Below are 26,307 nucleotides of genomic sequence, written 5' to 3' on the forward strand. Positions count from 1 at the left end.
GATGAACTTATTGTCAACAATTTTTGATTGTTTATTTTAAATTTAATTGTGTAATTTTTTCTTGTAAAATAGGATAATTATCTAACATAGATTCTTTTAGAGATTTATTCAATAAAAGAGCATTTGTAAAGGCTTCATCTCCTAATTTATTTTGATCAGTCAGATAGTAAACATTACTTAATTGATAGAAAAGTTCAGCACGATTAAAATTTCTTAACGCTGCAATAATGATAGGTATTGCTTGCTCATACTCGCCAATTGCGATTAAAGTTTCGGAGTAAGCATACCAAGAATTAAAAACCAAGGGTTTCATTTCTACAATAATTGCTAAGTTTTTGATGGCTTCTTCAAATTTTAATTGTTTTAGATAATAATATGTTGCAGAACTGTAATATTCTACATTTTTATCATCTAAATCAATCGCGCGATTGATGTAATATTCTGCTTCTTCAAAATTTCCTAATTTATCATAAAGTGAAGCAGCTTTTGCCCAAGCTTTATCTAATTGTGGATCTTCTTTAATCGCAATATGATATGACTTTAATGCTTTTTGAGGTTTTTCTAATTGCTCAAAATTTTCACCAATTTTAAGATGTGTTACAGCTGGTGAATCATCAAAACTTAAAGTTTCTTCGTAGGTATTTATAGCATCACTAAATTGACCTAAACCTTCTAAAGCACTTGCTTTATTCGTGTGTCCACTAATGCTATTAGGGTTAATTGCGATAACATATTCAAATGCATTTATAGCATCATCATATTTCTTTTGATGTAAGTAAAGTAGACCTAATTGTAACCAAGAAACCTCGGAATAAGGATTATCTTCTATATAATCTTTTAAAAATTTTATACAATCTATATCATCGTGAATATCTTCATAACATTGAATGATTGAATAGAAAGAATAATCATTTTCAGGATTGAATTTTAAAGCACGTTTAAAGGCTTCTAAAGCCGATCGTATTTCATCTAGATTTAAATATTCGTTTCCAATACAATTGCAGATGAAATCTGTTTCTTCATCATCAATTTTTAAAGCTTCTTCGTAAAAACGAATCGATTTTCTGGGCATATTTTTCATGCCCCAATAACGTGCTTGGACTAATAAATAATCTAGTTCTTGCGCTGCAATTTCTTTAATTTCTTGTATTAATTTTCCGCCACGTTTCAATTCTCCAATAGAAAGTAGATATTCAATTCGTTTTATCTTGATATCTAAATTATCGGGATGCATTTTTTCTGCAAAATCTAGCGCACGCTTCGCGTATTCACTATCATTTACTTCGATGTAAAACTCAATAATTTCGCACAAATCTTCAGAATCGTAATAGGTATATTCACGATTATCAAGCATTTGCTCAAATTTCTCAATCAATTCGTTGTTAAAAAAATCTTCGTCCATAGTAACTAGACTAAATTACAAAATAAAATGTGCAAAATTCCTAACAAAATGTTAGAGTTTTGCACATTTATTAAACAATTAAAAATTTATATATTAAATAATATTTTTGATGCTTTCTATCATTTTATCAGCCAATTTATTTGCATTTTCTTCAGAAGTACTTTCTGTATAAATACGAATAATAGGTTCTGTGTTTGATTTGCGTAAATGAACCCATTCTGTTGGGAAATCTATTTTTACACCGTCTACAGTATTGATTTGTTCGTCTTTGTAAACTTCCTGAATTTTAACTAATAATTCGTCCACATTAATTTCTGGCGTCAATTCTATTTTCTTTTTTGCCATAAAATAAGCAGGATATGAAGCTTTTAATTCTGAAACCGATATATTTTGTTCTGCTAAATGTGTTAAAAATAAAGCAATACCAACTAAAGAATCGCGACCATAGTGTAGTTCTGGATAAATGATACCTCCGTTTCCTTCACCACCAATTTTTGCTCCAACATTTTTCATTTCTACGACAACGTTTACTTCACCAACTGCAGAGGGAGAGTATTTTTGACCATATTTTTCTGTTACATCACGTAAAGCTCTTGATGATGATAAATTGGAAACCGTAGCTGAAGGTGTTTTAGATAAAACGTAATCTGCAACAGCAACTAATGTATATTCTTCGCCAAACATTTCGCCTTTTTCATCAATAATTGCTAAACGATCTACATCTGGGTCAACAACAATTCCGAAATCTGCTTTTTCTTCGATTACTTTAGCACAAATATCTCCTAAATGTTCTTTTAAAGGCTCTGGGTTATGAGGAAATTGACCATTTGGTTCGCAATACATATCATAATGTACAACGTTTAGACGATCTAATAATTTTGGAATAGCAATACCACCTGTAGAATTTACAGCGTCGATAGCAACTTTGAAATTATTTTTCTGAATTGCTTCAACATTAACCAAAGGCAATGCTAAAATTTTGTCTATGTGAAGATCAATTGCATAATCAAAGGTTTCGTATGAACCTAAATCATCAACTTCTGCGAAATTATAATCATCTTGATCCACATAAGCTAAAATTTGCGCACCATCGTCTGCTGAAACAAATTCACCTTTTGCATTCAATAATTTTAATGCATTCCATTCTTTTGGATTGTGAGAAGCCGTTAAGATAATTCCACCGTCTGCGTGTAAATCTGTCACCATAACTTCTACGGTTGGAGTAGTTGATAAGCCAAGGTCGATAATATTAATTCCTAAACCTTGTAATGTAGAACATACCAATTGAGATACCATTTGCCCTGAAATACGAGCGTCACGACCAACAATTACTTTATATTCTGTTTTATCTGATTGATTTTTTAACCAAGTTCCGTAAGCTGCGGCAAATTTAACGGCATCAATAGGTGTTAAATTATCTCCTGGTTTTCCGCCGATTGTTCCACGAAAACCTGAAATTGATTTAATTAGAGACATATTTTTTTAATTTTTATAGTGATACAAAGCTACAAAATACGGAATATTATTCTTATCTTTTTGGTATGATTTTAGTTAAGATTTATTTAACAACTTAAAATGCTTAAAAAACAATTATTATGATGACAACAGGTTTTATTTTATTGGGAATTACAGGAATTTGGAGTTTCTTGGTTTATTTGGTTTTCGGACTTATTTGCGCGGCGATTGCTAAGGCTATTATGCCTGGACAAGATCCTGGAGGGTTTTGGGTTACTGCTTTAATTGGTATTGTTGGTGCTTATTTAGGTGCTTATATGAGAACACTTATAGGAATTTCTCATGATGGTGAAGTAAGTTTCTTTAGTCCGTTAGATTGGATATTTTCTATTTTAGGGTCTTTAATTTTATTATTTATCTGGAAAAAGTTAATTGCTCCGATGCTTAATAAATAATTATAAGAATGCGTTAAATTAAAAAATCCCTTTAGCTAAAATAGCTAAAGGGATTTTTTAATTTATAATGGAAGAATGTTCTTCTCATATTTTTTGTTAATCATAATTGCAGAAGCTTCATAAAACGCTATAAAACCACAAACAATTCCTGTGTAACCAGCAACGTGAATTATTTGTTCACTTCCTGTAAAGTTACCTGCGGCTAATAAAAAGAATAACAAGGTAAGCGATGCGAATAATAATTTACCAGTTAGATTTCCTTTTAATGTTTGTATAAAATTGATTAACGTAAATAATCCCCACATTCCTAAATAACATCCCATTGCATTACCATCTGGTTTTTCTACTCCAAACATTGGTGCAATCCATGTAAATACTAATGTTAACCAAAAAGCGCCGTATGCCATAAATGCAATACTTCCAAAATCATTTCCTTTTTTCCATTCCATAACTCCAGCTATAAACTGAGCTCCTCCACCAAAGAAAATACCCATTCCCATAATCATACTATTTACAGGGAAAAAACCTGCATTATGTATATTTAGAAGAATAGTTGTCATTGCAAAACCAAATAATCCTAATGGACCAGGATTCGCAGTTTGATCTGTAATTTTGTAAAAATCATTCATCTTTTTATTATTTAAAGACAATGATAATCTGAAAATAATAAATAACAAACTATTTATCAATAAAAAGTGTATGTTGTACACTAGTTAGCTGATTGTAATTGGATAAATTATTAATAATAAAATAATTAAATCAATAAAAAAATCAGTGTCCTGATTAAATAAAAAATCCGTTAATTATTATTAACGGATTTTTAAGATTATTTGAAAGAAATATTATTTCTTCTTATTATTTTTTTGTTGCTCTTGCATTTCTTGTGCTTGTTGCATCATGTTTTGCATTTTCGAAGCAAACTTACCTTGTTTTTTAGGTTTCGTTTTATTTGTTTCAATAATTTGATGAATCTTAGCTTCATTTATCATAAACTTCTTGATGTACAATACAATGAAGATATTAATAGCATTGGATACTAAGTAATACCAAGATAATCCAGATGCATAATTGTTTAAGAAAACAAAGAAGAATACTGGCATTACATACATCATGTACTTCATGAATTGCATATTTGGCATACCTTCTTGTTGTGGCATTTGGAAATTATCCATAGATCCTGAAATTTTGAAATAAATCATCATTGCTACAATATACAATACAGCAAATATACTTAAGTGTCCATTTAATAATGGAACCCATTCTGGTAATCTAATAATGTCATCATAAGCCGTTAAGTCATCTACAAACCAAAAAGGAACTCCTCTTAAATCAATCAAGTTAGGGAAGAAGCGGAATAAGGCATAAAAGATAGGAATTTGTAACAATGCTGGTAAACATCCTGCTAAAGGATTAATACCTGCTGTGCGATAAATTTCCATTGTCTCTTGTTGCTTTTTCATTGCATCTTTAGAGTCTTTGTACTTTTCGTTGATTGCGTTCAGTTCTGGACGAACTACTTTCATCAAAGCAGATTGACGGTATTGTTTGTACATAACTGGTGATAAAATTAACTTAACAACAATTGTCATTAAGAAAATTACCCAACCGTATGTGATACCTACAGAAGCTAACCACTTAAAGATATTTAAAAAGAAATATTTATTTAACCAACCAAATAATCCCCAACCAAAATCAATTAAGTTTTGAAATCCTTTGTCGTTATAACTTGTCAGCATTTTATAATCTAATGGAATAAAATCCCATGTAAATTTATAGTTCATTTCACTGTTTTTTAATTCCATTTGAGAATTTAAGTGAAAATGTTTACTGTGTGTTAAATCTTCTTTTTCAGAATTTTTAGATCCTCCATTTGTATTCTTAAAACCTTCGTCATAAGATAATACAGATGCAAAAAACTGTTGTTTATTTGCAACCCACGAAATAGATTCTTCTTCGTTCCACTCATCAGCTCCAAATAATTCATATTCGATGTCTTTGTTTCCTTTGAATTGAAAATAGGTATGTGACCAATATTTTTCTTGATCTTTTCCTTTTTCTGTACTAAAAGCATCCATAGTCCAAGCTAAGTCTACTTTGTTATCTGCCGTAATGTTAGATAAACCTTGTGTCTTAACTTCAAAATCAATTCCGTAAGCATTTCCTAATGTGTAGATATACTGAATTTGACTATTTTGTGCATTCGCAGTAAATGTAATAATAGTGTTATTTGCATTTTTTTGTACTACAGGTACAAAAACCAAATCGGCTACATTAAGAACAGCTCCCTGTTTTGTTTTGAATGACAAGTTAAATTTACTCGATCCGTTTTTTATTAAATGTAAAGGATCTTTGTTTCCGTCTTTTTTCGCGTCATAGGCATCAAATCCGATAATTTCTACATCAGAAATTTGAGCACCTTTTGGTGAAAACTTAACTTTTAATTTATCATTACTTACTTCAACATCTTTTGCAAGTGTAGAATCTACAGCTTGAAAAGCTTGTGTTGTAGCTGTTTTGTTTAATTGTGCTTGCTTTTGCTCTTGTTGCTGTTTCTGAACTAATTCTTTCTTTTCAGCTTCGATTTGTTCTTCCGAAGGCTTATTCAAGAAATAGAAAACACCAAAAAGAATGGCAATTAATACGAAACCAATCGTTTGGTTAAAATCAAATTTTTTCTCTTGTTGCATTTAATAAATCATTTTGTTTATTGGACAAAGCCGCTTCGATAAAACTTATAAATAAAGGATGTGGCGAAGCAACTGTACTCTTGTATTCCGGATGGAATTGTACACCAATATAATACGGGTGTTGTTTATGTTCTAAAATTTCGACTAAATCCGTTTCTGGGTTTTTACCAACTGGCATAAATCCATTTTCTACGAATTCTGAATAATACTCGTTATTAAATTCATATCTATGACGATGACGCTCTAAAATTGTAGTTGTGTTGTAAACATTCTGTATTTTAGAACCTTCTGTTAATTCACATTTCCAATTTCCTAAACGCATTGTTCCTCCTTTATCCGATACATCTTTTTGATCTTCCATCAAACTAATTACTGGATGTGGAGTTGTTAAATCCATTTCTGCAGAATCTGCTTTTTCGTAACCTAATACATTACGAGCAAATTCTATCGCCATAATTTGCATTCCCAAACAAATTCCTAACGTTGGGACATTGTTGCGACGTGCATAATTTGCTGCGATTATTTTTCCTAAAATTCCACGATCTCCAAAACCTGGAGCAATTAATACACCTGAAACACCTTTCAACATTTCGCCAACATTGTCTTCTGTAATATCACCAGAATAAACCCAACGTACTTTTACGCTTGTTTCACAAGTTGCAGCGGCATGTGTAAATGCTTCTGTAATTGATTTATAAGAATCGTGTAGCGAAACATATTTACCAACTAAGGCAATTTCTATTTCGTTTTTAGGATTTTTATGGTTGTTCAAGAATTTATTCCAAACTGTAAAATCTGGGTCTTGATCAGCTGGCAAATCTAAGCCTTTTAAAACAACTTCGTCAAAATTTTGTTCATGTAATAAAAATGGAACTTCATAAATTGTATCCGCATCCATACATTCGATCACATTTTCTTTGCGAACATTACAGAATTGAGCCAATTTAGCTTTTACATCTTTTGGTAAATGATGTTCAGTTCGTGTTACTAAAACATTCGCCTGAATACCACTTTCCATTAATGTACGAACAGAATGTTGAGTTGGTTTTGTTTTTAATTCGCCTGAAGCAGCTAAAAATGGAACTAAAGTTAGGTGAATAACCAAAGAGTTATGTTCTCCTAATTCCCAGTTTAGTTGACGAATAGTTTCGATATAAGGTAAAGATTCTATATCTCCGACAGTTCCACCAATTTCGGTAATAATGATATCATAATCACCTGTGTTACCTAATAATTTGATACGACGTTTGATTTCGTTTGTGATATGAGGAACAACTTGAACTGTTTTTCCTAAATAATCTCCACGACGTTCTTTTTCTATAACGGTTTGATAAATTCGACCTGTAGTAACAGAGTTAGCACGTGATGTAGCGCGGTTCAAAAAGCGCTCATAATGTCCTAAATCTAAATCAGTTTCTGCACCATCTTCCGTTACATAGCATTCACCATGCTCGTAAGGATTAAGTGTTCCTGGGTCTACATTTATATAAGGATCTAATTTTTGTATAGTAACCCTATATCCTCTTGCTTCTAGTAGCATTCCTAATGAAGATGCTACAATTCCTTTCCCTAACGACGATGTTACTCCTCCGGTAACGAAAATGTACTTTGCTGTTTTGCTTGTTTCCATTGAAATATTTAAATCAATGGTTGCAAATTTAAGAATAAATAATGGGGTAAAAAAAAGTGTAGTGTTATTTTAAGAAAAATAAAAATAGGCAAGCGATCTACATCACACCGCTACAACCGTATACCTTTGCTACGTTCCCGTCCTGGAGGATTAAACAGGAGCTGGTTGTGTAGGACTTGCCTATTGCAAAGGTAATAATGTTTTTTAAAAATAAAAGAATTTTAATGAAAGTTTTTCGTAATTTTAATAGATTTTTCTATTTCTATTTCATTTTGAATAGATTATGATAAAATAAAATTGTCTTAATTTTTTATATTTACTTTTCTAAATCATACAAATTAATAGATAAAGAATTAAGGGATATAATTATCTTTGCAAAATGATAAGTTTCAATAATATTTTTAAAAATGCATTAGTGCTAACGGGAATTACCTTAGTATTGTTTTTTGCACTATACTTCTATTTTTCGTTAAACGGAACTGTTTCTATAGAAGATTATTATACCTACAGTTTTATCATCTGTTGTTTTGTTGTTTTACCTATTTATGCGATTTATTGTTTCTTTACAATTTTCAAACTTGCAAAATCAAAAGCAATTAACTATACATCTGTTGATGATTTGATGACTTTTAAAGATGGTTTTAAAGTCGGATTTTACACTATTTTCTTTGCAGGAATTATTAGTTTAATTGTTATTTTTGTGTTTTTTAACACCTATGGATTATGGTTACAAGATGAATTAAAACAGTGGCTATGGAACACGATTACCTATAATCCGACAGATCCAGGCTTGAAAAAATATTTAGAATCAAAACCAGATTCATTGAGTTATAAAACGATTAATTTATTTACAATAAAAAATTTCTTCGGTTTATTTTCAATTTTCTTATCTTTCTACATTGCTATTTCGGCATTGTTTTCGCAATTCTTAAAAAAACGTGTTTTTTAACATATGGATATTTCAGTTGTAGTTCCTTTATTGAACGAACAAGATTCTTTGGAAGAGTTATTCTATCGAATCAAAAAAGTGTGTGAGCAAAATGATTTCTCATTCGAGGTAATTTTCGTTGATGACGGAAGTACAGATGATTCTTGGCAAATTATAGAATATATGGCCAACTTCAATCCAGAAGTAAAAGGAATTAAATTTCGTAAAAACTATGGTAAATCGCCAGCATTAAGTGCAGCTTTCAAAGAAGTGAAAGGTGACGTTGTGATTACTATGGATGCAGATTTACAAGATTTTCCTGAAGAAATTCCTTCTTTATATAATATGCTGAAAAATAAAAAAGCAGATATTGTTTCAGGTTGGAAAGAAAATCGTCAAGATAATAAATTGACAAAAAATTTACCTTCAAAATTATTTAATGGTGTTGCACGTAAAACTTCTGGCGTACAATTACATGATTTTAACTGTGGTTTGAAAGCATATCGTTGGGAGGTAACGCAGAATATAGAGTTGTATGGTGATATGCACCGTTATATTCCTGTTTTAGCTAAAAATGCAGGTTATTCGAATATTACAGAGAAAAAAGTAAAACATCAAGCACGTAAATATGGTGTTTCTAAATTTGGAGCAAATCGTTTTGTAAATGGTTTCTTAGATTTGATTACGCTTTATTTTACATCGAAATTTGGTAATAAACCAATGCATATTTTCGGTTTATTAGGAACATTGATGTTTATTTTAGGATTTTTTGCTTCATTTTATTTAGGAATAGAAAAATTATATAAAGTATATATTTCGCACACATCAGCGCCATTGGTTACAGAAAGTCCTTACTTTTATATTTCTATGGTCTTTATGATTTTAGGAACTCAGTTATTTTTGGCGGGATTTTTGGGCGAATTAATTGTTCGTAATAATCGCGAAAAACAATTATATTTAGTTCAGAAAGAAATCAATCTAAATTAATAAAATCAACCAACTATGAAAAAAGCTTTATTATTAGGATTATTAACTTTTGTTGTAACCTCATGTTCATCGTCTATTGACGGAGATGGCGTAGCAACAGCTCAAAAAGAGTACACAGCAAGTAGCATCAAAGATTTGAATGTTTCTTGTAATTGTAATGTAATTCTTGTGCCTGGAAATAAAACAGGTGTAAAAGTAGAATCGCATCAAAATATTATTGATAATTTGGTCGTCGATGCAAAAAATAATTCATTAGATATTACAGAAAAAAGTAATGTAGATCAATACAGTGCTTATGATATTTATGTTTATGTAACGCGCGATTTAGAAAAATTAAAAATAGACAAACAAACTTCTTTAACAACTTCAGGAACTTTAAATGTTGATGAATTGGCATTAGAAGTAAACGATCAAGCCAAAATAAATCAGACTTTTTTGATAACAAATAATTTTGATTTAAAAGCAGATGATCAATCTAATATTATGTTAGAAGGAACCGCAGGAACCATGAAAGTGAAAGCTTATGGTGAAGCAAAGCTTAATTTGTTTAAATATGAAGTAAACGAAGCTGATATTACAACAGATGACAATGCGTTATTAGATATCAATGCTCGTCAAACTTTATATGGTTCTGCAAAAGGAAATTCAATCGTAAATTTTATGGGTGATCCTAACAAGGATACAAAAATAACTGACCGCGCCCAAGTACTAAAAAAATAATAGACAAGAATGAATTCAAGTTTAGATAATGCTAAATTATGGCTTTCTGACGCTTATGATGCGGAAACAAGAAAGGCTGTTCAAGATTTAATCGATAATAATCCAACCGAATTAGACGATTCTTTTTACCGTAACCTTGAGTTTGGTACAGGAGGAATGCGTGGAATAATGGGAGTTGGTACAAACCGATTAAACAAGTATACACTTGGAGCAGCAACACAAGGTTTAGCAAATTACATCAATCAAACCTATCCAAATAAAGAAAAATCGGTTGCAATTGCATACGATGTTCGCCACAATTCGGATACATTTGCTAAGATGGTTGCAGATGTATTAACAGCAAATGGAATAAAAGTTTATTTGTTCGAGTCTTTTCGTCCAACGCCAGAACTTTCTTATACAGTTCGTCATTTAGGTTGCGACGCAGGTATTGTATTAACGGCTTCACATAATCCTCCTGTTTACAACGGATACAAAGTTTATTGGAATGATGGTGCGCAAATTGTTCCTCCACAAGATGGAGCAATTATTAATGAAGTTAACAATGTAAAAGTTGACGAAATCAAATTCAAAGGAAACGATGACTTACTAACTTATATTGGTAAAGAAATTGATGATGCTTTTATTGATGCATGTGTAGAGAATGGTAGTTTTACAGATGAAGGTAAAAAAGATATTAAAATTGTTTTTACTTCAATTCATGGAACTGCAGTTGCTATAACACCAAAAGCATTCGAAAAAGCAGGTTTTACACAAGTTCATCAAGTTCCAGAACAAGCAATTCCAAGTGGTGATTTTCCTACTGTGAAATCACCAAATCCAGAAGAACCAGAAGCATTAACAATGGCTGTTGGTTTAGCAAACGAAATTGGTGCTGATGTTGTTATTGGGACAGATCCTGATGCAGACCGTGTGGGCGTTGCAACACGAAATAACGATGGAGAAATTGTTTTGCTTAACGGAAACCAAATGAACACTGTTTTAACTTACTATTTATTAGAAAAATGGCAAGAAGCAGGAAAATTAAATGGAAAAGAATTTATAGGATCGACAATCGTTACTTCTGATATTTTCTATGATATTGCAGCTAAATTTAATGTTGATTGTAAAGTTGGATTAACAGGTTTCAAATGGATTTCCGATATGATTCGTCAATTTGAAGGTGTTGAGAAATTTATTGGAGGAGGAGAAGAATCTTTCGGATTTATGGTTGGTGATTTTATTCGCGATAAAGATTCTGTAACAACAGCTTTATTAGTATCAGAAATAGCAGCAGTTCAAAAAGCCAAAGGAAGTTCTTTGTATAATAAATTGATTGAAATTTATGCAGAACTTGGTAAATCTTATCAAGAAGATTTAATCAGTATTGTAAAACCTGGTAAAGAAGGTGCAGAATTAATTGCTAAAATGATGGTAGAATTTAGATCAAATCCACCAAAAGAATTAGCAGGATCTAAAGTTATTCGTACCAAAGATTTCCAAACTTCTATTGATAAAGATTTAATTTCTGGAGAAGAAAAAACAATTGATATTCCAAAATCTAATGTATTAATTTTCTATACAGAAGACGGGAGTAAAGTTGCTTGTCGTCCTTCGGGAACAGAACCAAAAATTAAATATTATTTTTCTGTAAATGCACCTTTAGCAAATACAGTAGATTATTTAAAAGTTCAAGAAACTTTATTAGGTAAAATTGATCAATTGAAAAATGATTTCAGTAACTAAACAATTCAATTAAAAAAATAGATTAAAGCTGTTCTTCGGAGCAGCTTTTTTTGTGTTTTAAGACTAATTAAGAATCTAAATTTTGAGAAATCAAAAAAGCAACTATCAAAGGATAATTGCTTTTAGAGTTATTTAGTTAAAATTATTTTTTTAGAAGAATAGCATAATAAGATGATAAAATGCTGTTGCAATTAATGCAGAAACCGGAATGGTTAAAATCCAAGCCCAAAGTAGGCTAATTGTAACACCCCAACGAACTGCAGAAACACGTTTCACCATTCCTACACCAATTATAGAGCCTGTAATAACATGAGTTGTAGAAACTGGCATTTTGATGTGTTCAGTGAAAAATAACGTTATAGCAGAGGCTGTTTGTGCTGTAAAACCTTCAATAGGTGTAATCTTAGTAATTTTGTTACCCATTGTTTTTAAGATTTTCATTCCACCACCTAAAGTTCCTATGGCAATTGCAGAGAAGCAAACGATCGGAACCCAATCATGAATATCTTTACTACTAGTCGTGATAAACCAATGTTTCCAATGAAAAACATCATTCAAAATCCAACTGTCCATATCTGTATTTAAGATTTCTGTCTGATTGGCTAATAAAGCAAACGTAATAACACCCATTACTTTTTGCGAATCATTAAGCCCGTGTCCAATACTTAATAATGCAGAAGAAACCAATTGCAATTTCTTGAACCAAGAATCTGCTTTGTGTGGTTTTGCATTCCGACAAAGATTAAGGGTAATAATGTAAATGATATTACCAGCAACCAAACCAATAATTGGTGCTACTAAAATAAACGCGATAATGGTAAGAATGATAGTACTGTTTATTGCAGAAAAATCGTAGCCTGTTGCTGCTAACGCTCCACCAGCTAGACCACCAATTAAGGTGTGTGATGATGATGAAGGAATACCTAATTTCCAAGTCAAAATATTCCATACTATTGCAGCTGATAAAGCAGCCATAACAACTACAGAAGGGTTTGCGCCAAAGGCAACCACAACATCTTCTTTGATAATTTTGGCAATTGTATCGGCAACGCCAAACTCTCCAATAATATATTTTGCGATGAAAAACGCAACGAAATTAAAAAATGCTGCCCAAATAACAGCTTGTAATGGTGTAAGAACTTTTGTTGTAACAACAGTTGCAATAGAATTTGCAGCGTCATGAAAACCATTTAAAAAATCGAACAAGATTGCAAGTCCGATAATGATAAATAATACAGTTAAATGCATGGCGCAAATTTATAGCTTTCTATTATTTATTATTAGTTTTTTTTAGATTTTTATTTCCAATAAAAAAGGAGCCTATAAAAAGCTCCTTGATATTTTATATAAATAATGTAATAAAATAGTAAATTAATGCTGCAACGATTGCTGAGACAGGTATTGTTAATATCCATGCCCAAAGTAAACTAATCGTTACTCCCCAACGAACCGCAGAAACACGTTTTGTTAATCCAACACCAATAATAGAACCTGTGATGGTATGTGTTGTAGAAACAGGAATTCCGAAATGCTCAGAAATATAAAGAGTCATTGCTCCAGCAGTTTCAGCAGCCACACCTTCTAATGGCGTAACTTTGGTAATTTTAGATCCCATTGTTTTGATGATTTTCCAACCACCACCCATTGTTCCTAAAGCGATAACAATGAAAGATGTAATTGGAACCCAACCCCAATGTCCAACAAAATATTGAAATTTATCTTCTGCATTTACATAAGCAGGGTCAAAATCAACATTCATATGATAGAAAATTACTGCAGCTCCAATAATACCCATTACTTTTTGTGCATCATTCATACCGTGTCCTAAAGAGAAAAGAGCAGATGAAACAAGTTGTAATCGTTTAAACCATCTTTCAGCTTTTGCAGGTTTCGTTCTTTTACAAATATTGAGAATAAAAATTGCTAAAAGCGACGCGATAATCATACCGATTAACGGCGCCATAAAGATGAATAATATAATTGGAATTACTTTGCTATAAACAATAACAGATTCTCCGTCAGCATTAAATCCACCTGCATGTGCAAGTGCTGCACCAATAAAACCTCCAATTAATGTGTGAGATGATGATGATGGAATACCGAATTTCCATGTTAATAAATTCCAAGAAATGGCAGCGATAATACCTGCTAAAATAACTTCAAGTGTAATGAAGTTTTCATTGACAGATTTTGCAATGGTATTACCAATTTTAAATTCTCCAATCCAATAAACAGAGATGAAGTAGGCTACAAAATTAAATGCAGCAGCCCATAAAACAGCCTGAAATGGAGTTAATACTTTTGTTGCAACAATAGTCGCAATAGAGTTCGCAGCATCATGAAAACCATTAATGTAGTCAAAAACAAAAGAAAGTATAATAATCGAAATTAAAATAACTCCTGGTGTCGACGACATCATATGCCCAAATGCATCAAAAAATTCAGTCATTTCTTAATTTTTTTGAGCTTATTTTATGAATATTTTACAGCTACAGCTTCTAAAACATTTGCAACACTTTTACATTTATCTGTTGCAGATTCTAAAGACGATAAAACTTCTTTATACTTAATAATGTTTTTAGCATCTGTTTCGTTTTCGAAAATCTCCTGAACGGCTTTATCAAAAATACGATCAGATTTATTTTCTAATTTATTGATACGTTCACAGATTTCGTAAACACGATTCAAATCTTTAAAATCTTTTAATTGATCAATTCCTTCACCAATCAATTGACAAGCCTCTAAATTAACCGCTGTAATTTTACGGATAGATTTTGTAATTTTATCTACTTGATAAATATTGATTCTGTTTGCAGCACCATTTAGGTTATCCGCAACATAATCTATAGATTTTACCAAAGAATAAATATCCTCTCTATCAAAAGGAGTGATAAAGTTTTTACTTAATTCTAAGTTTGTTTTTTGAGTTAAATACTCAATCTTACTTTCAAGTTTAGAGATTTGTGCGATGTAATCTTCGCGTTCTTCTAACGGTGCGTTTACGCATTCGTGTAGCAATTCTGCTAATTTGATTAAACTTTTTGAAGCTTCCTCAAACAAAGGATAGAAAACTTTATCCTTCGGAGTAAATAATTTAAAAAAAGAGTTTACTGACATCTACTAATGTTTTGTGGTGCAAAATTAATTTTTCTAATGTAAAATTAACATTAAATAAATATTTTCATAACAATAAGTTATTTATTTAAATATTTATTTTCCTTTTTTTTATTGATTTTGAATAAGATGTATATTTTTGTTGTGGTTATTATTTTTTACTTCTTAAGTTAAAAATAATAACCTATTTATTAAAAATAGAGAAAGATTACATAAGTCTGATGAAAATTAAAACATTCAACTTTTATTAATATCATTACTGTTTGAGTTTTTTTTAAACTTATTTCGATACTTTATTTTAGCTTATGTGTTGTTATTGAGAGTTATAAAATAAATAAAGGAAAAAATCTGAATAAATTTTTTAGAATGAAAATGGTTTAGTTTTTGTTTATTAATTACCACTACTAACCTGTAATTACTCGTTTATGAATAAGCAACCTAAAAAAATTCATATTGTAGATGATAATTCTGCAATTCTTGATTCGTTAGAAATTCTGTTGAAGATGGAAGGATATGAGGTAAAGAAATTTGAGAAAGGGTCCGAATTATTCCATAATTTGAAGTTGAATCAATCATTTCCTGATGTAGTTTTAATGGATGTATTCATAAATGACGAAGATGGGAGAGATTTTTGTCGTTTAATAAAAGCAGACAGTCATTTGAAAATAATTCCAGTTTTGATAATGTCAGCTAATAACGGCTTGTCTAATTCAGCTTTTGAAAATGGCGCAGATGATTTTATTTCAAAACCGTTTGAATTAGAAGATATTTTAGAAAAAATGTATCATTTTACTCATAATTTAAAATATGAGTAAAACTCGTTGTGTTTTTTTTTGACTAAAAATTCGTCAATTCGAATAATTTTTAGAAATAGAGTGAATAAAATTATATCTAAAAATAAAGTTTATCTTCAAAAAACTATTCTCGATACAAAATTCTTACAGAATCCCACCCGAACTGATATTTTCTTTTTATCAAACTATCAAAATACACAACAGGTATGTGTAATATATTTTTATAAATTTTCTTGTAGTACTTTTTAGATTAAAAGGCAACAAATAAATCTATAATTAATTATTTTATAAAAAAAAGGTTTATTGTTGTTTAGAATTTTAAAATAAATCTGTTTAATAATAATTCAAACTTTAAGTCAAAACTTGATAAGATTTTATAAATCAGTGTAAAATAAATTGATATTTATTTTTTTTTGTAATAATTATTTGTAGTTTTGCATGCCCAAAAAATGGGTTTAATCCAAATTTAAAAGGAAATAATTAGTATGCCAACAATTCAACAATTAGTTAGAAAAGGTAGAAAAAAACTAACCAAGAAGAGTAAATCGGCTGCATTGGAATCATGTCCACAACGCCGCGGTGTTTGTACACGTGTTTACACTACAACTCCAAAAAAACCTAACTCAGCGATGCGTAAAGTAGCGCGTGTTAGATTAACAAATGGAAAAGAAGTTAACGCGTACATCGGTGGTGAAGGACATAATCTTCAAGAGCACTCGATAGTATTGGTTAGAGGTGGTAGAGTTAAAGATTTACCAGGTGTACGTTACCACATTGTTCGTGGTGCGTTAGATACTGCGGGAGTAAGCGGACGTACTCAACGTAGAAGTAAGTATGGAGCGAAACGTCCTAAAGATGCTAAAAAATAAATTTAAGGAGAAATGAGAAAGACAAGAGCAAAAAAAAGACCCTTACTTCCAGATCCTAAATTTAATGATCAGTTAGTAACACGTTTCGTAAACAACTTAATGTACGACGGTAAAAAATCTGTTGCATTTAAAATTTTTTATGATGCATTAGAAATCGTTGATTCACGTAAAGAAGATGCAGAAAAATCATCTGTTGATATTTGGAAAGAAGCATTATCTAATGTAATGCCTCACGTAGAAGTACGTTCTCGCCGTGTTGGTGGAGCTACATTCCAAATTCCAATGGAAATTCGCCCAGATCGTAAGATCTCTACAGCTATGAAGTGGTTAATTTCTTATTCACGTAAACGTAATGAGAAATCTATGGCACAAAAATTAGCGGGTGAAATTATTGCTGCTGCTAAAGAAGAAGGATCTGCCGTTAAAAAACGTCAAGATACTCACAAAATGGCAGAAGCTAACAAAGCGTTTTCACACTTTAGATTCTAGTAAGAAATGGCAAGAGACTTATTATATACTAGAAATATTGGGATTGCTGCTCACATTGATGCAGGAAAAACGACAACAACTGAACGTATCTTATTTTATTCAGGTAAAAATCACAAAATTGGAGAAACACATGATGGTGCTTCAACGACTGACTGGATGGAGCAAGAAGCAGAAAGAGGTATCACAATTACTTCTGCTGCTGTAACAGTTGATTGGACATTCCCAACAGAACAAGGTAAACCATTACCTGGTGCAAATGGATATCACTTTAATATTATCGACACTCCTGGTCACGTTGACTTTACAGTAGAGGTAAACCGTTCTTTACGTGTATTAGATGGTTTAGTTTTCTTATTTTCAGCAGTAGATGGAGTTGAACCTCAGTCTGAAACAAACTGGCGTTTAGCAGATAACTATAAAGTTCCTCGTTTAGGTTTCGTTAATAAAATGGACCGTCAAGGATCTGATTTCTTAAATGTTTGTCGCCAAGTACGTGAAATGTTAGGATCAAATGCTGTTCCTATTGTTTTACCAATTGGTGAAGAAGCAGACTTTAAGGGAGTTGTAGATTTAATTAAAAACCGTGCAATTGTATGGCATGATGAAAATCATGGTGCTACTTTTGACGTTGTTGAAATTCCAGCTGAAATGGTTGACGACGTTAAAAAATTCCGTAGTCAATTAATCGAAGAAGTAGCTGCGTACGACGAAAACTTATTAGAGAAGTACATGGAGGATGAAAACTCTATTACAGAAGAAGAAGTTAACGCTGCTTTACGTGCTGCAACATTAGATATGTCTATCATTCCTATGACTTGTGGATCTTCGTTTAAAAACAAAGGTGTACAGTTTATGTTAGATGCTGTTTGTCGTTACTTACCATCTCCGATGGATAAAGAAGCGATTCACGGTACTGATCCTAAAACAGAAGAGCCTACTTCACGTAAGCCATCTGTAGACGAACCATTCTCTGCGTTAGCATTTAAAATTGCTACTGACCCATTCGTAGGTCGTTTAGCATTCTTTAGAGCTTACTCTGGAGCATTAGATGCAGGTTCTTATGTATTGAACACTCGTTCAGGAAACAAAGAACGTATCTCTCGTATCTTCCAAATGCATGCTAATAAACAAGAGCCTATCGAAAGAATTGAGGCTGGAGATATTGGTGCTGCTGTAGGATTTAAAGACATCAAAACAGGAGATACTTTATGTGATGAAAAAGCACCTATCGTATTAGAGTCTATGGACTTCCCAGATCCAGTAATTGGTATCGCGGTTGAACCTAAAACTAAAGCTGATGTTGATAAATTAGGTATGGCTTTAGCTAAATTAGCTGAAGAAGATCCAACATTTGTTGTTAAAACAGACGAAGCTTCAGGACAGACTATTATTTCTGGAATGGGTGAGTTACACTTAGATATTATTGTTGACCGTTTAAGACGTGAATTCAAAGTTGAAGTAAACCAAGGTGAGCCTCAAGTAGAGTACAAAGAGTCTTTCTCAAGAGCTGCAGAACACCGTGAAGTTTACAAAAAACAATCAGGTGGACGTGGTAAATTTGCGGATATTGTTTTCGTAATGGAGCCAGCAGAAGAAGGAAAATCAGGATTAACATTTGAATCTGTTATTAAAGGTGGTAATATTCCTAAAGAATATATCCCTTCAATCGAAAAAGGATTTAAAGCTGCCATGAAAAATGGTCCTTTAGCTGGATTCGAAATGGATTCATTAAAAGTTACAGTTAAAGACGGATCTTTCCACCCTGTGGATTCTGATGCTTTATCTTTCGAATTAGCTGCTCAAATGGGGTATAAAGCTGCTGCTAAAGCTGCTGGAGCTCAAATTTTAGAGCCAATTATGAAGTTAGAAGTATTAACTCCAGAGGAAAACATGGGAGATGTTGTAGGTGACTTAAACAGAAGACGTGGACAAGTTTCTGGTATGGATGATAGAAATAACGCTAAAGTTATTAAAGCTATGGTTCCATTAGCAGAGATGTTCGGATATGTAACATCGTTACGTACATTATCTTCTGGTCGTGCTACATCTACTATGGAGTTTGATCACTATGCGCCTGCACCAACAAACGTTGCAGAAGCTGTAATCGCTAAAGCAAAAGGTAACGCTTAATTCAAGAAAAATGAGTCAAAAAATTAGAATAAAATTAAAATCTTACGATTATTCTTTAGTTGATAAATCAGCTGAGAAAATTGTAAAAACTGTAAAAGCTACAGGAGCAGTTGTTAATGGACCTATTCCATTACCAACTCACAAAAGAATCTTTACAGTTTTAAGATCTCCACACGTAAACAAAAAATCTCGTGAGCAATTTCAATTATCTGCACACAAAAGATTATTAGATATCTATTCATCTTCATCTAAAACAGTAGATGCTTTGATGAAATTAGAATTACCTAGTGGTGTTGAAGTAGAAATTAAAGTTTAGTTATCCGCTAACTTTAAAACATATAATCCTCGAGACGTGCACATCTCGAGGATTTTTTATTAGTATGATTTTTTTTTAAGTTTTTATTTTTGAATGTTCTAATTCCTGTACAAGTGGGATTATAATCTTTTCTAAAATAATCACTTGAAAATTTGTGGTTTACAAAATAATTCATACATTTGCATGCTAATTTCAGAGAAGATCTCTAGTTGATTAAATTCAACATTCTTTGAAATATTTAAATTAATTATTAACATAATAAGATCAAATGTCAGGTATCATTGGTAAAAAAATTGCAATGACTAGCTTATTTGATGAGAACGGGAAAAATATTCCTGTGACTATCGTAGAAGCTGGCCCATGTGCGGTTACTCAAGTCAGAACCTTAGAGAAAGATGGGTACGTTGCTGCTCAACTTGGTTTCGATGACAAAAAAGAAAAAAACACGACTAATGCTTTAAAAGGTCACTTTAAAAAAGCAGGTAGTACTCCAAAAAGAAAGTTAGTTGAATTTTACGGAGATGCTTTCGTAGAATCATTAAACTTAGGAGATGTTGTTAACGTTGAATTATTCAACGAAGGAGAATTTGTAAGTGTTACAGGTACTTCTAAAGGTAAAGGATTTCAAGGTGTTGTAAAACGTCACGGTTTTGCCGGAGTAGGTCAAGCTACACACGGACAACATAACCGTTTAAGAGCTCCAGGTTCTATCGGTGCTGGTTCAGATCCATCTCGTGTATTCAAAGGAATGCGTATGGCTGGAAGAATGGGTGGTAAACAAGTTACTGTTCAGAACTTAAAAGTACTTAAAGTTGATGCTGAGAAAAATCTTTTAGTTATTAAAGGAGCTATCCCAGGTCCTAAAAATTCATACGTAATCGTTAGAAGATGGAAGTAGTAGTATTAAACATCAAAGGTCAAGAGACTGGAAGAACAGTTTCGTTAGACGAAACAGTTTTTGGAATTGAGCCTTCTACGCACTCTGTGTATTTAGAAGTTAAGCAGTACTTAGCTGCTCAACGTCAAGGAACTCACAAAGCAAAAGAAAGAGCTGAAATTGCGGGATCTACTCGTAAAATCAAAAAACAAAAAGGAACAGGTACAGCTCGTGCTGGTTCTATAAAATCTCCTGTGTTTCGTGGTGGAGGTAGAGTTTTTGGACCACGTCCAAGAAACTATTCTTTCAAATTAAACAAAGCGCAAAAAAGATTAGCTAAAAAATCTGTGTTATCACAAAAATTAGCTGATAACGAGATTAAAGTATTAGAGAACTTTACATTTGAAGCTCCAAAAACAAAAGAGTTTATTTCTCTTTTAACTAACTTAGGATTAGACAATAAAAAATCTTTATTCGTATTAGGTGAAGCAAATAATAACGTATATTTGTCATCTCGTAATTTACAAAAGACGAAAGTTGTAACTACATCTGAGTTAAATGTTTATGATTTAATCAACGCTTCTCAAATTGTATTTTTAGAAGGTTCTTTAGCAACTGTTCAAGAAAATTTAAGTAAATAAGACGAGAAATGGGAATAATAATTAAACCAGTAATTTCAGAAAAAGCAACTAGTAATAGTGAATTATTAGGGCAGTATTCGTTTTATGTAGATACTAAAGCAAATAAATTACAAATTAAAGAAGCTATACAAAACACTTATGGTGTAACTGTAGTTTCTGTAAGTACTTTAGTTTCTGCTCCAAAAGTAAAAACTCGTTATACAAAAACAGGTTTCCAAACTGGAAAAACAAATAAATTGAAAAAAGCGATCGTTAGCTTAGCTGAAGGTCAAGAAATAGAGTTGTTCGGATAATTTAAGAATTAAAAAATGTCAGTAAGAAAATTAAAACCTATCACCCCGGGACAACGTTTTAGAGTGGTTAATGAGTTTTCGGCAGTAGATAAAAACGCTAAGCCGGAAAAGACATTAGTTGAAGGAAAATCTAAATCGGGTGGACGTAATAACACTGGTAAAATGACAATGCGTTATATCGGTGGTGGACACAAACAAAAATACCGTATCATCGATTTCAAACGTGATAAAGAAGGTGCTGCAACTGTAGAATCTGTACAATACGATCCAAACAGAACTGCATTCATCGCTTTATTGTCTTACGAAGATGGTGAAAAACGTTATATTATTGCTCAAAATGGTTTGAAAGCAGGTCAAGTGATTGTATCAGGAGACAATGTTGAGCCAGAAGTAGGTAATGCGATGAAGCTTAAAAACATGCCATTAGGTACAGTAATCTCTTGTATTGAGTTACGTCCAGGGCAAGGAGCTGTAATGGCAAGAAGTGCAGGTACTTATGCTCAATTAGTTGCGCGTGATGGTAAATATGCTATCGTTAAGTTACCAAGTGGTGAATCTAGAATGATTTTAGTGGAGTGTAAAGCAACTGTAGGAGTTGTTTCTAACACAGACCATCAATTAGAAGTTTCTGGTAAAGCAGGACGTTCAAGATGGCAAGGTCGCCGTCCTAGAACTCGTCCAATGGTTATGAACCCTGTAGATCACCCAATGGGTGGTGGTGAAGGTCGTGCGACAGGAGGTATTCCTCGTTCTCGTAACGGTATCCCAGCTAAAGGTTACAAAACTCGTGACAAAAAGAAAGCGTCTAACAAATATATTGTTGAAAGAAGAAAAAAATAATTTATGGCACGTTCACTAAAAAAAGGACCATTCATCCACTATAAATTAGAAAAGAAAGTTCTTGCTAACGTAGAAAGCGGTAGTAAAAACGTAATTAAAACATGGTCTAGAGCATCAATGATTTCTCCTGATTTTGTTGGTCAAACAATCGCAGTACACAACGGAAAACAATTTATTCCTGTTTTTGTTACTGAGAATATGGTAGGTCATAAGTTAGGTGAGTTCGCTCCAACACGTACTTTTAGAGGTCATGCCGGAGCTAAAAACAAAGGAAAAAAATAGTAAAGGGCCATGGGATCTAGAAAAAGATTAAGTAACGAAAGAATCAAAGAAGCTAACAAAGAGGTAGCTTTTGCGAAATTAAATAATGTTCCTACTTCTCCTCGCAAAATGAGGTTAGTTGTAGATATTATCCGTGGAGTTGAAATTCAAAAAGCTTTAGGTATTTTAAAATATACTAAAAATCATCCTTCTATTCGTTTAGAAAAATTGTTATTAAGCGCTATCGCTAACTGGCAAAATAAAAACGAAGGAGCAGATGTAGAAGAAGCTGGATTATATGTTAAAGAAATCTCTGTTGACAGTGCAAGACAATTAAAAAGAATTCGTACTGCACCTCAAGGTAGAGCACATAGAATCAGAAAACGTTCAAACCATGTAACTTTGGTTTTAGGAACTAAAGAAGATAAACAAAAAGTACAAGATTAAGAGATATGGGACAGAAAACTAATCCAATCGGAAATCGTTTAGGAATCATCAGAGGATGGGATTCTAACTGGTACGGTGGAAATGATTACGGTGATAGAATTGCAGAAGATGCAAAAATTCGTACTTACTTAAGAGCGCGTTTATCTAAAGCTGGAGTTTCTCGTATTTACATCGATCGTACTTTAAAATTAGTTACAGTAACTGTAACTACTGCTCGTCCAGGTATCATTATTGGTAAAGGTGGACAAGAAGTTGACAAATTAAAAGAAGAATTAAAGAAAATCACTGGTAAAGAGGTTCAAATTAATATCTTTGAAATTAAGAGACCAGAATTAGATGCAATCTTAGTAGGTGATAGTATCGCAAGACAAATAGAAAATCGTATTTCTTACCGTCGTGCAATCAAAATGGCTATAACATCTGCAATGAGAATGAACGCAGAAGGAATTAAAGTTCAAATCTCTGGTCGTTTAAACGGTGCAGAGATGGCACGTTCAGAAACTTATAAAGATGGACGTATTCCTTTGTCTACATTCCGTGCAGACATTGATTATCACATTTCAGAAGCTCACACAACTTACGGTCGTTTAGGGATCAAAGTTTGGGTTATGAAAGGTGAAGTATATGGTAAGAGAGAATTATCTCCTTTAGTTGGATTACAGAAGAAACAAAAGAAATCTGACAACGCAAGAAAGGGAGGTGAAAGATCTAATAATAGAAAGCGATAATTTAGTTTTAAACTAACATAAAGAATTAAGTAGATATGTTATCACCGAGAAGAGTAAAGTTTAGAAAAACCCAAAAAGGTAAGATGAAAGGTGTTTCTCACAGAGGAACTCAATTAGCTTACGGGACTTTCGGGATCAAATCTTTAGACGAAGCGTTTATTACAGCTCGTCAAATCGAGGCAGCTCGTATTGCAGCAACTCGTAGTATGAAGAGAGAAGGTCAATTATGGATTAAAATATTTCCAGATAAACCAATCACTAAGAAACCAGCAGAGGTACGTATGGGGAAAGGTAAAGGTGCACCAGAATATTGGGTAGCTCCTGTACAACCAGGTCGTATTTTATTCGAAGTAGGAGGTGTGCCATTAGAGGTTGCAACTGAAGCATTGCGTTTAGCAGCTCAGAAATTGCCTGTTAAGACTAAGTTTATCGTTGCACGTGATTTCCAAAATTAATTATTTTCAAAAATTAAGAAAAAATGAAAGCAGCAGATATTAGAAATCTAAGTGTAGAGGATTTAAAAGCTAAAATAGCTGAAGAAGAAGCAAACTACGATCAATTAAAATTGACAAACGCAGTTTCTCCAATCGCAAATCCAATTGGTATCAAACAATTACGCAGAACAATTGCTCGTTTGATTACCGTGTTAAACGAAAAAAAATCATAACAGCAATCTGTAACTGATGGAAAGACAATTAAGAAAAGAAAGAGTAGGTTTAGTTACTTCAAACAAAATGGAAAAAACCATTGTTGTTGCTGAGACTAAAAAACAAAAGCACCCATTCTATGGGAAATTCGTTGTAAAAACGAAGAAATATACAGCGCACGACGAAACTAACGAATGTAACGAAGGTGACACTGTGCGTATCATGGAAACTCGTCCTTTGTCTAAAAACAAAAGATGGAGATTAGTAGAAATCATAGAAAGAGCTAAATAAGAAAGTTATGTTACAACAAGAATCTAGATTAAAAGTTGCAGATAACACAGGAGCTCGTGAAGCATTAGTAATTCGCGTTTTAGGTGGTACTAAAAGAAGATACGCATCAGTAGGTGATAAAATCGTTGTTGCAATCAAAGACGCAACTCCAAACGGAAACGTTAAGAAAGGTGCTGTATCAAAAGCTGTTGTAGTTAGAACTAAAAAAGAAGTTCGTAGAAAAGACGGTTCATATATCCGTTTCGACGATAATGCATGTGTATTATTGAACACTCAAGGAGAAATGCGTGGAACTCGTGTATTCGGTCCAGTTGCTCGTGAGTTACGTGATAAAGAATATATGAAAATTGTATCATTAGCCCCAGAGGTATTATAATAGACAACATGGCAAAGTTAAAAATTAAAAAAGGAGACAAAGTAGTCGTATTATCAGGTTCTGAAAAAGGACAAACTGGTACGGTATTACGCGTATTCCCTGACAAAGCTAAAGCTATCGTTGAAGGGGTTAATATCGCAAAAAAACGTGTAAAGCCAAGCGCACAAAATCCACAAGGTGGAGTAGTAGAAAAAGAAGCTCAAATCTATTTATGTAAATTGGCTTTAGTAGATCCAGAAACTGGGAAAGCAACTAAAATTGCAATCAAAGAAGAAGGAGGTAAAAAAGTTAGAATTGCTAAAAAATCTGGTAAAACCATTTAAGAATGAGTACAACTACATACACACCTCGTCCGCAGGTTAAATATAAAGAAGAGATTGTAGCTGCTCTTAAAGAAGAGTTCGCTTACAAATCAATCATGCAAGTTCCTAAATTAGAGAAAATTGTTTTATCTCAAGGTTTAGGTGCTGCTACAGCTGATAAAAAAATCGTTGATTACGCTATCGAAGAGTTAGAATTAATCACAGGTCAAAAAGCAGTTGCAACTATCTCTAAGAAAGATGAGGCAGCTTTCAAATTACGTAAAGGAATGCCAATTGGGGCAAAAGTAACTTTACGTGGTGAGAAAATGTACGAATTCTTAGATCGTTTAGTAGCATCAGCGTTACCACGTGTACGTGATTTTAACGGAGTATCTTCTACAGGTTTCGATGGTAGAGGTAACTATAACTTAGGTATCAAAGAACAAATTATCTTCCCAGAAATTAATATTGATAAAATCAAGAAAATTCAAGGTTTAGATATTACATTTGTAACTTCTGCGAATACAGATAAAGAAGCAAAAGCTTTATTATCTAAATTCGGTTTACCATTCACTAAAGAAAATTAAGAAGTCATGGCTAAAGAATCAATGAAAGCGCGTGAGCGCAAAAGAGAAGCATTAGTTGCTAAGTATGCTGCGAAAAGAACTGCTTTATTAGAAGCTGGTGATTACGAAGCATTACAAAAATTACCTAAAAACGCTTCACCAGTACGTTTACACAACCGTTGTAAATTAACTGGACGTCCAAGAGGATACATGAGAACTTTCGGGATCTCTCGTGTAACTTTCCGTGAGATGGCTAACGAAGGGTTAATCCCAGGTGTTAAAAAAGCGTCTTGGTAATTTACCAATAGCTAATCAATATAAAATCCTTACTCATTTC

32 protein-coding genes and 1 other RNA gene are annotated in these 26,307 nt (G+C 32.5%); 24 read left to right on the plus strand and 9 right to left on the minus strand.

What is annotated here, in order from left to right; genetic code table 11:
- Window positions 1-31: 31 nt before the first annotated feature.
- Window positions 32-1,402, minus strand: a complete 1,371-nt coding sequence (locus tag RSC72_RS02900; protein WP_332544964.1) for a tetratricopeptide repeat protein — start codon at window positions 1,400-1,402, stop codon at window positions 32-34.
- A 93-nt stretch (window positions 1,403-1,495) separates the two neighbouring features.
- Window positions 1,496-2,878 (minus strand): phosphoglucosamine mutase, encoded by a 1,383-nt coding sequence (gene glmM, locus RSC72_RS02905; RefSeq protein ID WP_332544965.1) that lies wholly within the window; start codon window positions 2,876-2,878, stop codon window positions 1,496-1,498.
- Window positions 2,879-2,997: 119 nt separating this feature from the next.
- Here glmM and RSC72_RS02910 point away from each other — a divergent pair, with 119 nt between their 5' ends.
- Complete coding sequence (locus RSC72_RS02910; protein WP_332544966.1) at window positions 2,998-3,312, plus strand: GlsB/YeaQ/YmgE family stress response membrane protein; 315 nt, start codon at window positions 2,998-3,000, stop codon at window positions 3,310-3,312.
- Between the two features lie 62 nt (window positions 3,313-3,374).
- On the opposite strand, the gene RSC72_RS02915 is transcribed toward RSC72_RS02910, so the two are convergent.
- From RSC72_RS02915 to ffs, 4 genes are all read right to left on the minus strand, one after another.
- Entirely contained in the window at window positions 3,375-3,941 is a 567-nt protein-coding gene (locus RSC72_RS02915; RefSeq protein ID WP_332544967.1) for an acetate uptake transporter, read from the minus strand.
- Between the two features lie 213 nt (window positions 3,942-4,154).
- Entirely contained in the window at window positions 4,155-5,999 is a 1,845-nt protein-coding gene (gene yidC / locus RSC72_RS02920; RefSeq protein ID WP_332544969.1) for a membrane protein insertase YidC, read from the minus strand.
- Window positions 5,977-7,629 carry a CTP synthase gene (locus RSC72_RS02925; RefSeq protein ID WP_332566261.1) on the minus strand — a complete coding sequence of 551 codons (1,653 nt, stop codon included), beginning with the start codon at window positions 7,627-7,629 and terminating at the stop codon, window positions 5,977-5,979. Before RSC72_RS02925 ends, yidC begins: the two co-directional genes overlap by 23 nt.
- A gap of 83 nt (window positions 7,630-7,712) precedes the next feature.
- An RNA gene (gene ffs / locus RSC72_RS02930) (signal recognition particle sRNA small type) lies at window positions 7,713-7,811 on the minus strand.
- Window positions 7,812-8,008: 197 nt separating this feature from the next.
- On the opposite strand from ffs, the gene RSC72_RS02935 reads away from it, so the two are divergent.
- The 4 genes from RSC72_RS02935 to RSC72_RS02950 are packed head-to-tail and all read left to right on the plus strand — an operon-like array spanning window position 8,009 to window position 11,989.
- Window positions 8,009-8,578, plus strand: a complete 570-nt coding sequence (locus tag RSC72_RS02935; RefSeq protein ID WP_332544971.1) for a DUF4199 family protein — start codon at window positions 8,009-8,011, stop codon at window positions 8,576-8,578.
- A 3-nt stretch (window positions 8,579-8,581) separates the two neighbouring features.
- Window positions 8,582-9,544: a glycosyltransferase family 2 protein gene (locus RSC72_RS02940; RefSeq protein WP_332544973.1), complete on the plus strand. Its 963-nt coding sequence runs from the start codon at window positions 8,582-8,584 to the stop codon at window positions 9,542-9,544.
- A 15-nt stretch (window positions 9,545-9,559) separates the two neighbouring features.
- Window positions 9,560-10,264: a GIN domain-containing protein gene (locus tag RSC72_RS02945; protein WP_332544974.1), complete on the plus strand. Its 705-nt coding sequence runs from the start codon at window positions 9,560-9,562 to the stop codon at window positions 10,262-10,264.
- Window positions 10,265-10,273: 9 nt separating this feature from the next.
- Entirely contained in the window at window positions 10,274-11,989 is a 1,716-nt protein-coding gene (locus RSC72_RS02950; RefSeq protein ID WP_332544975.1) for a phospho-sugar mutase, read from the plus strand.
- Between the two features lie 150 nt (window positions 11,990-12,139).
- On the opposite strand, the gene RSC72_RS02955 is transcribed toward RSC72_RS02950, so the two are convergent.
- From RSC72_RS02955 to RSC72_RS02965, 3 genes are all read right to left on the minus strand, one after another.
- Window positions 12,140-13,237 (minus strand): inorganic phosphate transporter, encoded by a 1,098-nt coding sequence (locus RSC72_RS02955; protein WP_332544976.1) that lies wholly within the window; start codon window positions 13,235-13,237, stop codon window positions 12,140-12,142.
- 94 nt (window positions 13,238-13,331) lie between these two features.
- Complete coding sequence (locus RSC72_RS02960; RefSeq protein ID WP_332544977.1) at window positions 13,332-14,438, minus strand: inorganic phosphate transporter; 1,107 nt, start codon at window positions 14,436-14,438, stop codon at window positions 13,332-13,334.
- Between the two features lie 23 nt (window positions 14,439-14,461).
- On the minus strand, window positions 14,462-15,106 hold the full coding sequence (locus RSC72_RS02965) for a DUF47 domain-containing protein (RefSeq protein WP_092907604.1): 645 nt from the start codon (window positions 15,104-15,106) through the stop codon (window positions 14,462-14,464).
- Window positions 15,107-15,528: 422 nt separating this feature from the next.
- Between RSC72_RS02965 and RSC72_RS02970 the strand changes: the two genes are divergently transcribed.
- The 19 genes from RSC72_RS02970 (at window position 15,529) to rpsN (ending at window position 26,267) form a co-directional block, all read left to right on the plus strand.
- Window positions 15,529-15,918: a response regulator gene (locus RSC72_RS02970; RefSeq protein WP_332578407.1), complete on the plus strand. Its 390-nt coding sequence runs from the start codon at window positions 15,529-15,531 to the stop codon at window positions 15,916-15,918.
- A 464-nt stretch (window positions 15,919-16,382) separates the two neighbouring features.
- The gene (gene rpsL / locus RSC72_RS02975) at window positions 16,383-16,766 is read left to right on the plus strand and encodes a 30S ribosomal protein S12 (protein ID WP_092907612.1); all 384 of its coding nucleotides are present in this window, start codon (window positions 16,383-16,385) and stop codon (window positions 16,764-16,766) included.
- A 12-nt stretch (window positions 16,767-16,778) separates the two neighbouring features.
- Window positions 16,779-17,255: a 30S ribosomal protein S7 gene (rpsG, locus tag RSC72_RS02980; protein ID WP_332547077.1), complete on the plus strand. Its 477-nt coding sequence runs from the start codon at window positions 16,779-16,781 to the stop codon at window positions 17,253-17,255.
- A gap of 6 nt (window positions 17,256-17,261) precedes the next feature.
- Window positions 17,262-19,385: an elongation factor G gene (fusA, locus tag RSC72_RS02985; protein WP_332578408.1), complete on the plus strand. Its 2,124-nt coding sequence runs from the start codon at window positions 17,262-17,264 to the stop codon at window positions 19,383-19,385.
- Window positions 19,386-19,395: 10 nt separating this feature from the next.
- Window positions 19,396-19,701: a 30S ribosomal protein S10 gene (rpsJ, locus tag RSC72_RS02990; RefSeq protein ID WP_019974208.1), complete on the plus strand. Its 306-nt coding sequence runs from the start codon at window positions 19,396-19,398 to the stop codon at window positions 19,699-19,701.
- A gap of 268 nt (window positions 19,702-19,969) precedes the next feature.
- Window positions 19,970-20,599, plus strand: a complete 630-nt coding sequence (gene rplC / locus RSC72_RS02995) for a 50S ribosomal protein L3 (protein WP_332544366.1) — start codon at window positions 19,970-19,972, stop codon at window positions 20,597-20,599.
- Window positions 20,590-21,219 (plus strand): 50S ribosomal protein L4, encoded by a 630-nt coding sequence (gene rplD, locus RSC72_RS03000; protein WP_332544365.1) that lies wholly within the window; start codon window positions 20,590-20,592, stop codon window positions 21,217-21,219. The genes rplC and rplD overlap by 10 nt, the downstream gene beginning before the upstream one ends.
- Window positions 21,220-21,227: 8 nt before the next feature.
- Complete coding sequence (gene rplW / locus RSC72_RS03005) at window positions 21,228-21,512, plus strand: 50S ribosomal protein L23 (RefSeq protein ID WP_332544364.1); 285 nt, start codon at window positions 21,228-21,230, stop codon at window positions 21,510-21,512.
- A gap of 15 nt (window positions 21,513-21,527) precedes the next feature.
- The gene (gene rplB, locus RSC72_RS03010; RefSeq protein ID WP_332544363.1) at window positions 21,528-22,352 is read left to right on the plus strand and encodes a 50S ribosomal protein L2; all 825 of its coding nucleotides are present in this window, start codon (window positions 21,528-21,530) and stop codon (window positions 22,350-22,352) included.
- 3 nt (window positions 22,353-22,355) lie between these two features.
- Window positions 22,356-22,634, plus strand: a complete 279-nt coding sequence (gene rpsS / locus RSC72_RS03015; RefSeq protein ID WP_121933338.1) for a 30S ribosomal protein S19 — start codon at window positions 22,356-22,358, stop codon at window positions 22,632-22,634.
- Between the two features lie 9 nt (window positions 22,635-22,643).
- Complete coding sequence (gene rplV / locus RSC72_RS03020) at window positions 22,644-23,060, plus strand: 50S ribosomal protein L22 (RefSeq protein WP_332544362.1); 417 nt, start codon at window positions 22,644-22,646, stop codon at window positions 23,058-23,060.
- Window positions 23,061-23,065: 5 nt separating this feature from the next.
- Complete coding sequence (gene rpsC, locus RSC72_RS03025) at window positions 23,066-23,788, plus strand: 30S ribosomal protein S3 (protein ID WP_332544361.1); 723 nt, start codon at window positions 23,066-23,068, stop codon at window positions 23,786-23,788.
- Window positions 23,789-23,823: 35 nt separating this feature from the next.
- Window positions 23,824-24,243: a 50S ribosomal protein L16 gene (gene rplP / locus RSC72_RS03030; RefSeq protein WP_332544360.1), complete on the plus strand. Its 420-nt coding sequence runs from the start codon at window positions 23,824-23,826 to the stop codon at window positions 24,241-24,243.
- Between the two features lie 23 nt (window positions 24,244-24,266).
- Window positions 24,267-24,455 (plus strand): 50S ribosomal protein L29, encoded by a 189-nt coding sequence (gene rpmC / locus RSC72_RS03035; protein ID WP_332544359.1) that lies wholly within the window; start codon window positions 24,267-24,269, stop codon window positions 24,453-24,455.
- A 13-nt stretch (window positions 24,456-24,468) separates the two neighbouring features.
- Window positions 24,469-24,726 (plus strand): 30S ribosomal protein S17, encoded by a 258-nt coding sequence (gene rpsQ / locus RSC72_RS03040; protein ID WP_332544371.1) that lies wholly within the window; start codon window positions 24,469-24,471, stop codon window positions 24,724-24,726.
- A 7-nt stretch (window positions 24,727-24,733) separates the two neighbouring features.
- Window positions 24,734-25,102, plus strand: a complete 369-nt coding sequence (gene rplN, locus RSC72_RS03045) for a 50S ribosomal protein L14 (RefSeq protein WP_092907634.1) — start codon at window positions 24,734-24,736, stop codon at window positions 25,100-25,102.
- Between the two features lie 8 nt (window positions 25,103-25,110).
- Window positions 25,111-25,425 carry a 50S ribosomal protein L24 gene (gene rplX / locus RSC72_RS03050; protein WP_332544358.1) on the plus strand — a complete coding sequence of 105 codons (315 nt, stop codon included), beginning with the start codon at window positions 25,111-25,113 and terminating at the stop codon, window positions 25,423-25,425.
- 2 nt (window positions 25,426-25,427) lie between these two features.
- Window positions 25,428-25,991: a 50S ribosomal protein L5 gene (rplE, locus tag RSC72_RS03055; RefSeq protein ID WP_332544357.1), complete on the plus strand. Its 564-nt coding sequence runs from the start codon at window positions 25,428-25,430 to the stop codon at window positions 25,989-25,991.
- Window positions 25,992-25,997: 6 nt separating this feature from the next.
- Window positions 25,998-26,267 carry a 30S ribosomal protein S14 gene (gene rpsN, locus RSC72_RS03060; RefSeq protein ID WP_092907640.1) on the plus strand — a complete coding sequence of 90 codons (270 nt, stop codon included), beginning with the start codon at window positions 25,998-26,000 and terminating at the stop codon, window positions 26,265-26,267.
- Window positions 26,268-26,307: the final 40 nt, after the last annotated feature.

This window comes from Algoriella sp. (genome assembly GCF_036647415.1).
Lineage (GTDB): Bacteria > Bacteroidota > Bacteroidia > Flavobacteriales > Weeksellaceae > Empedobacter.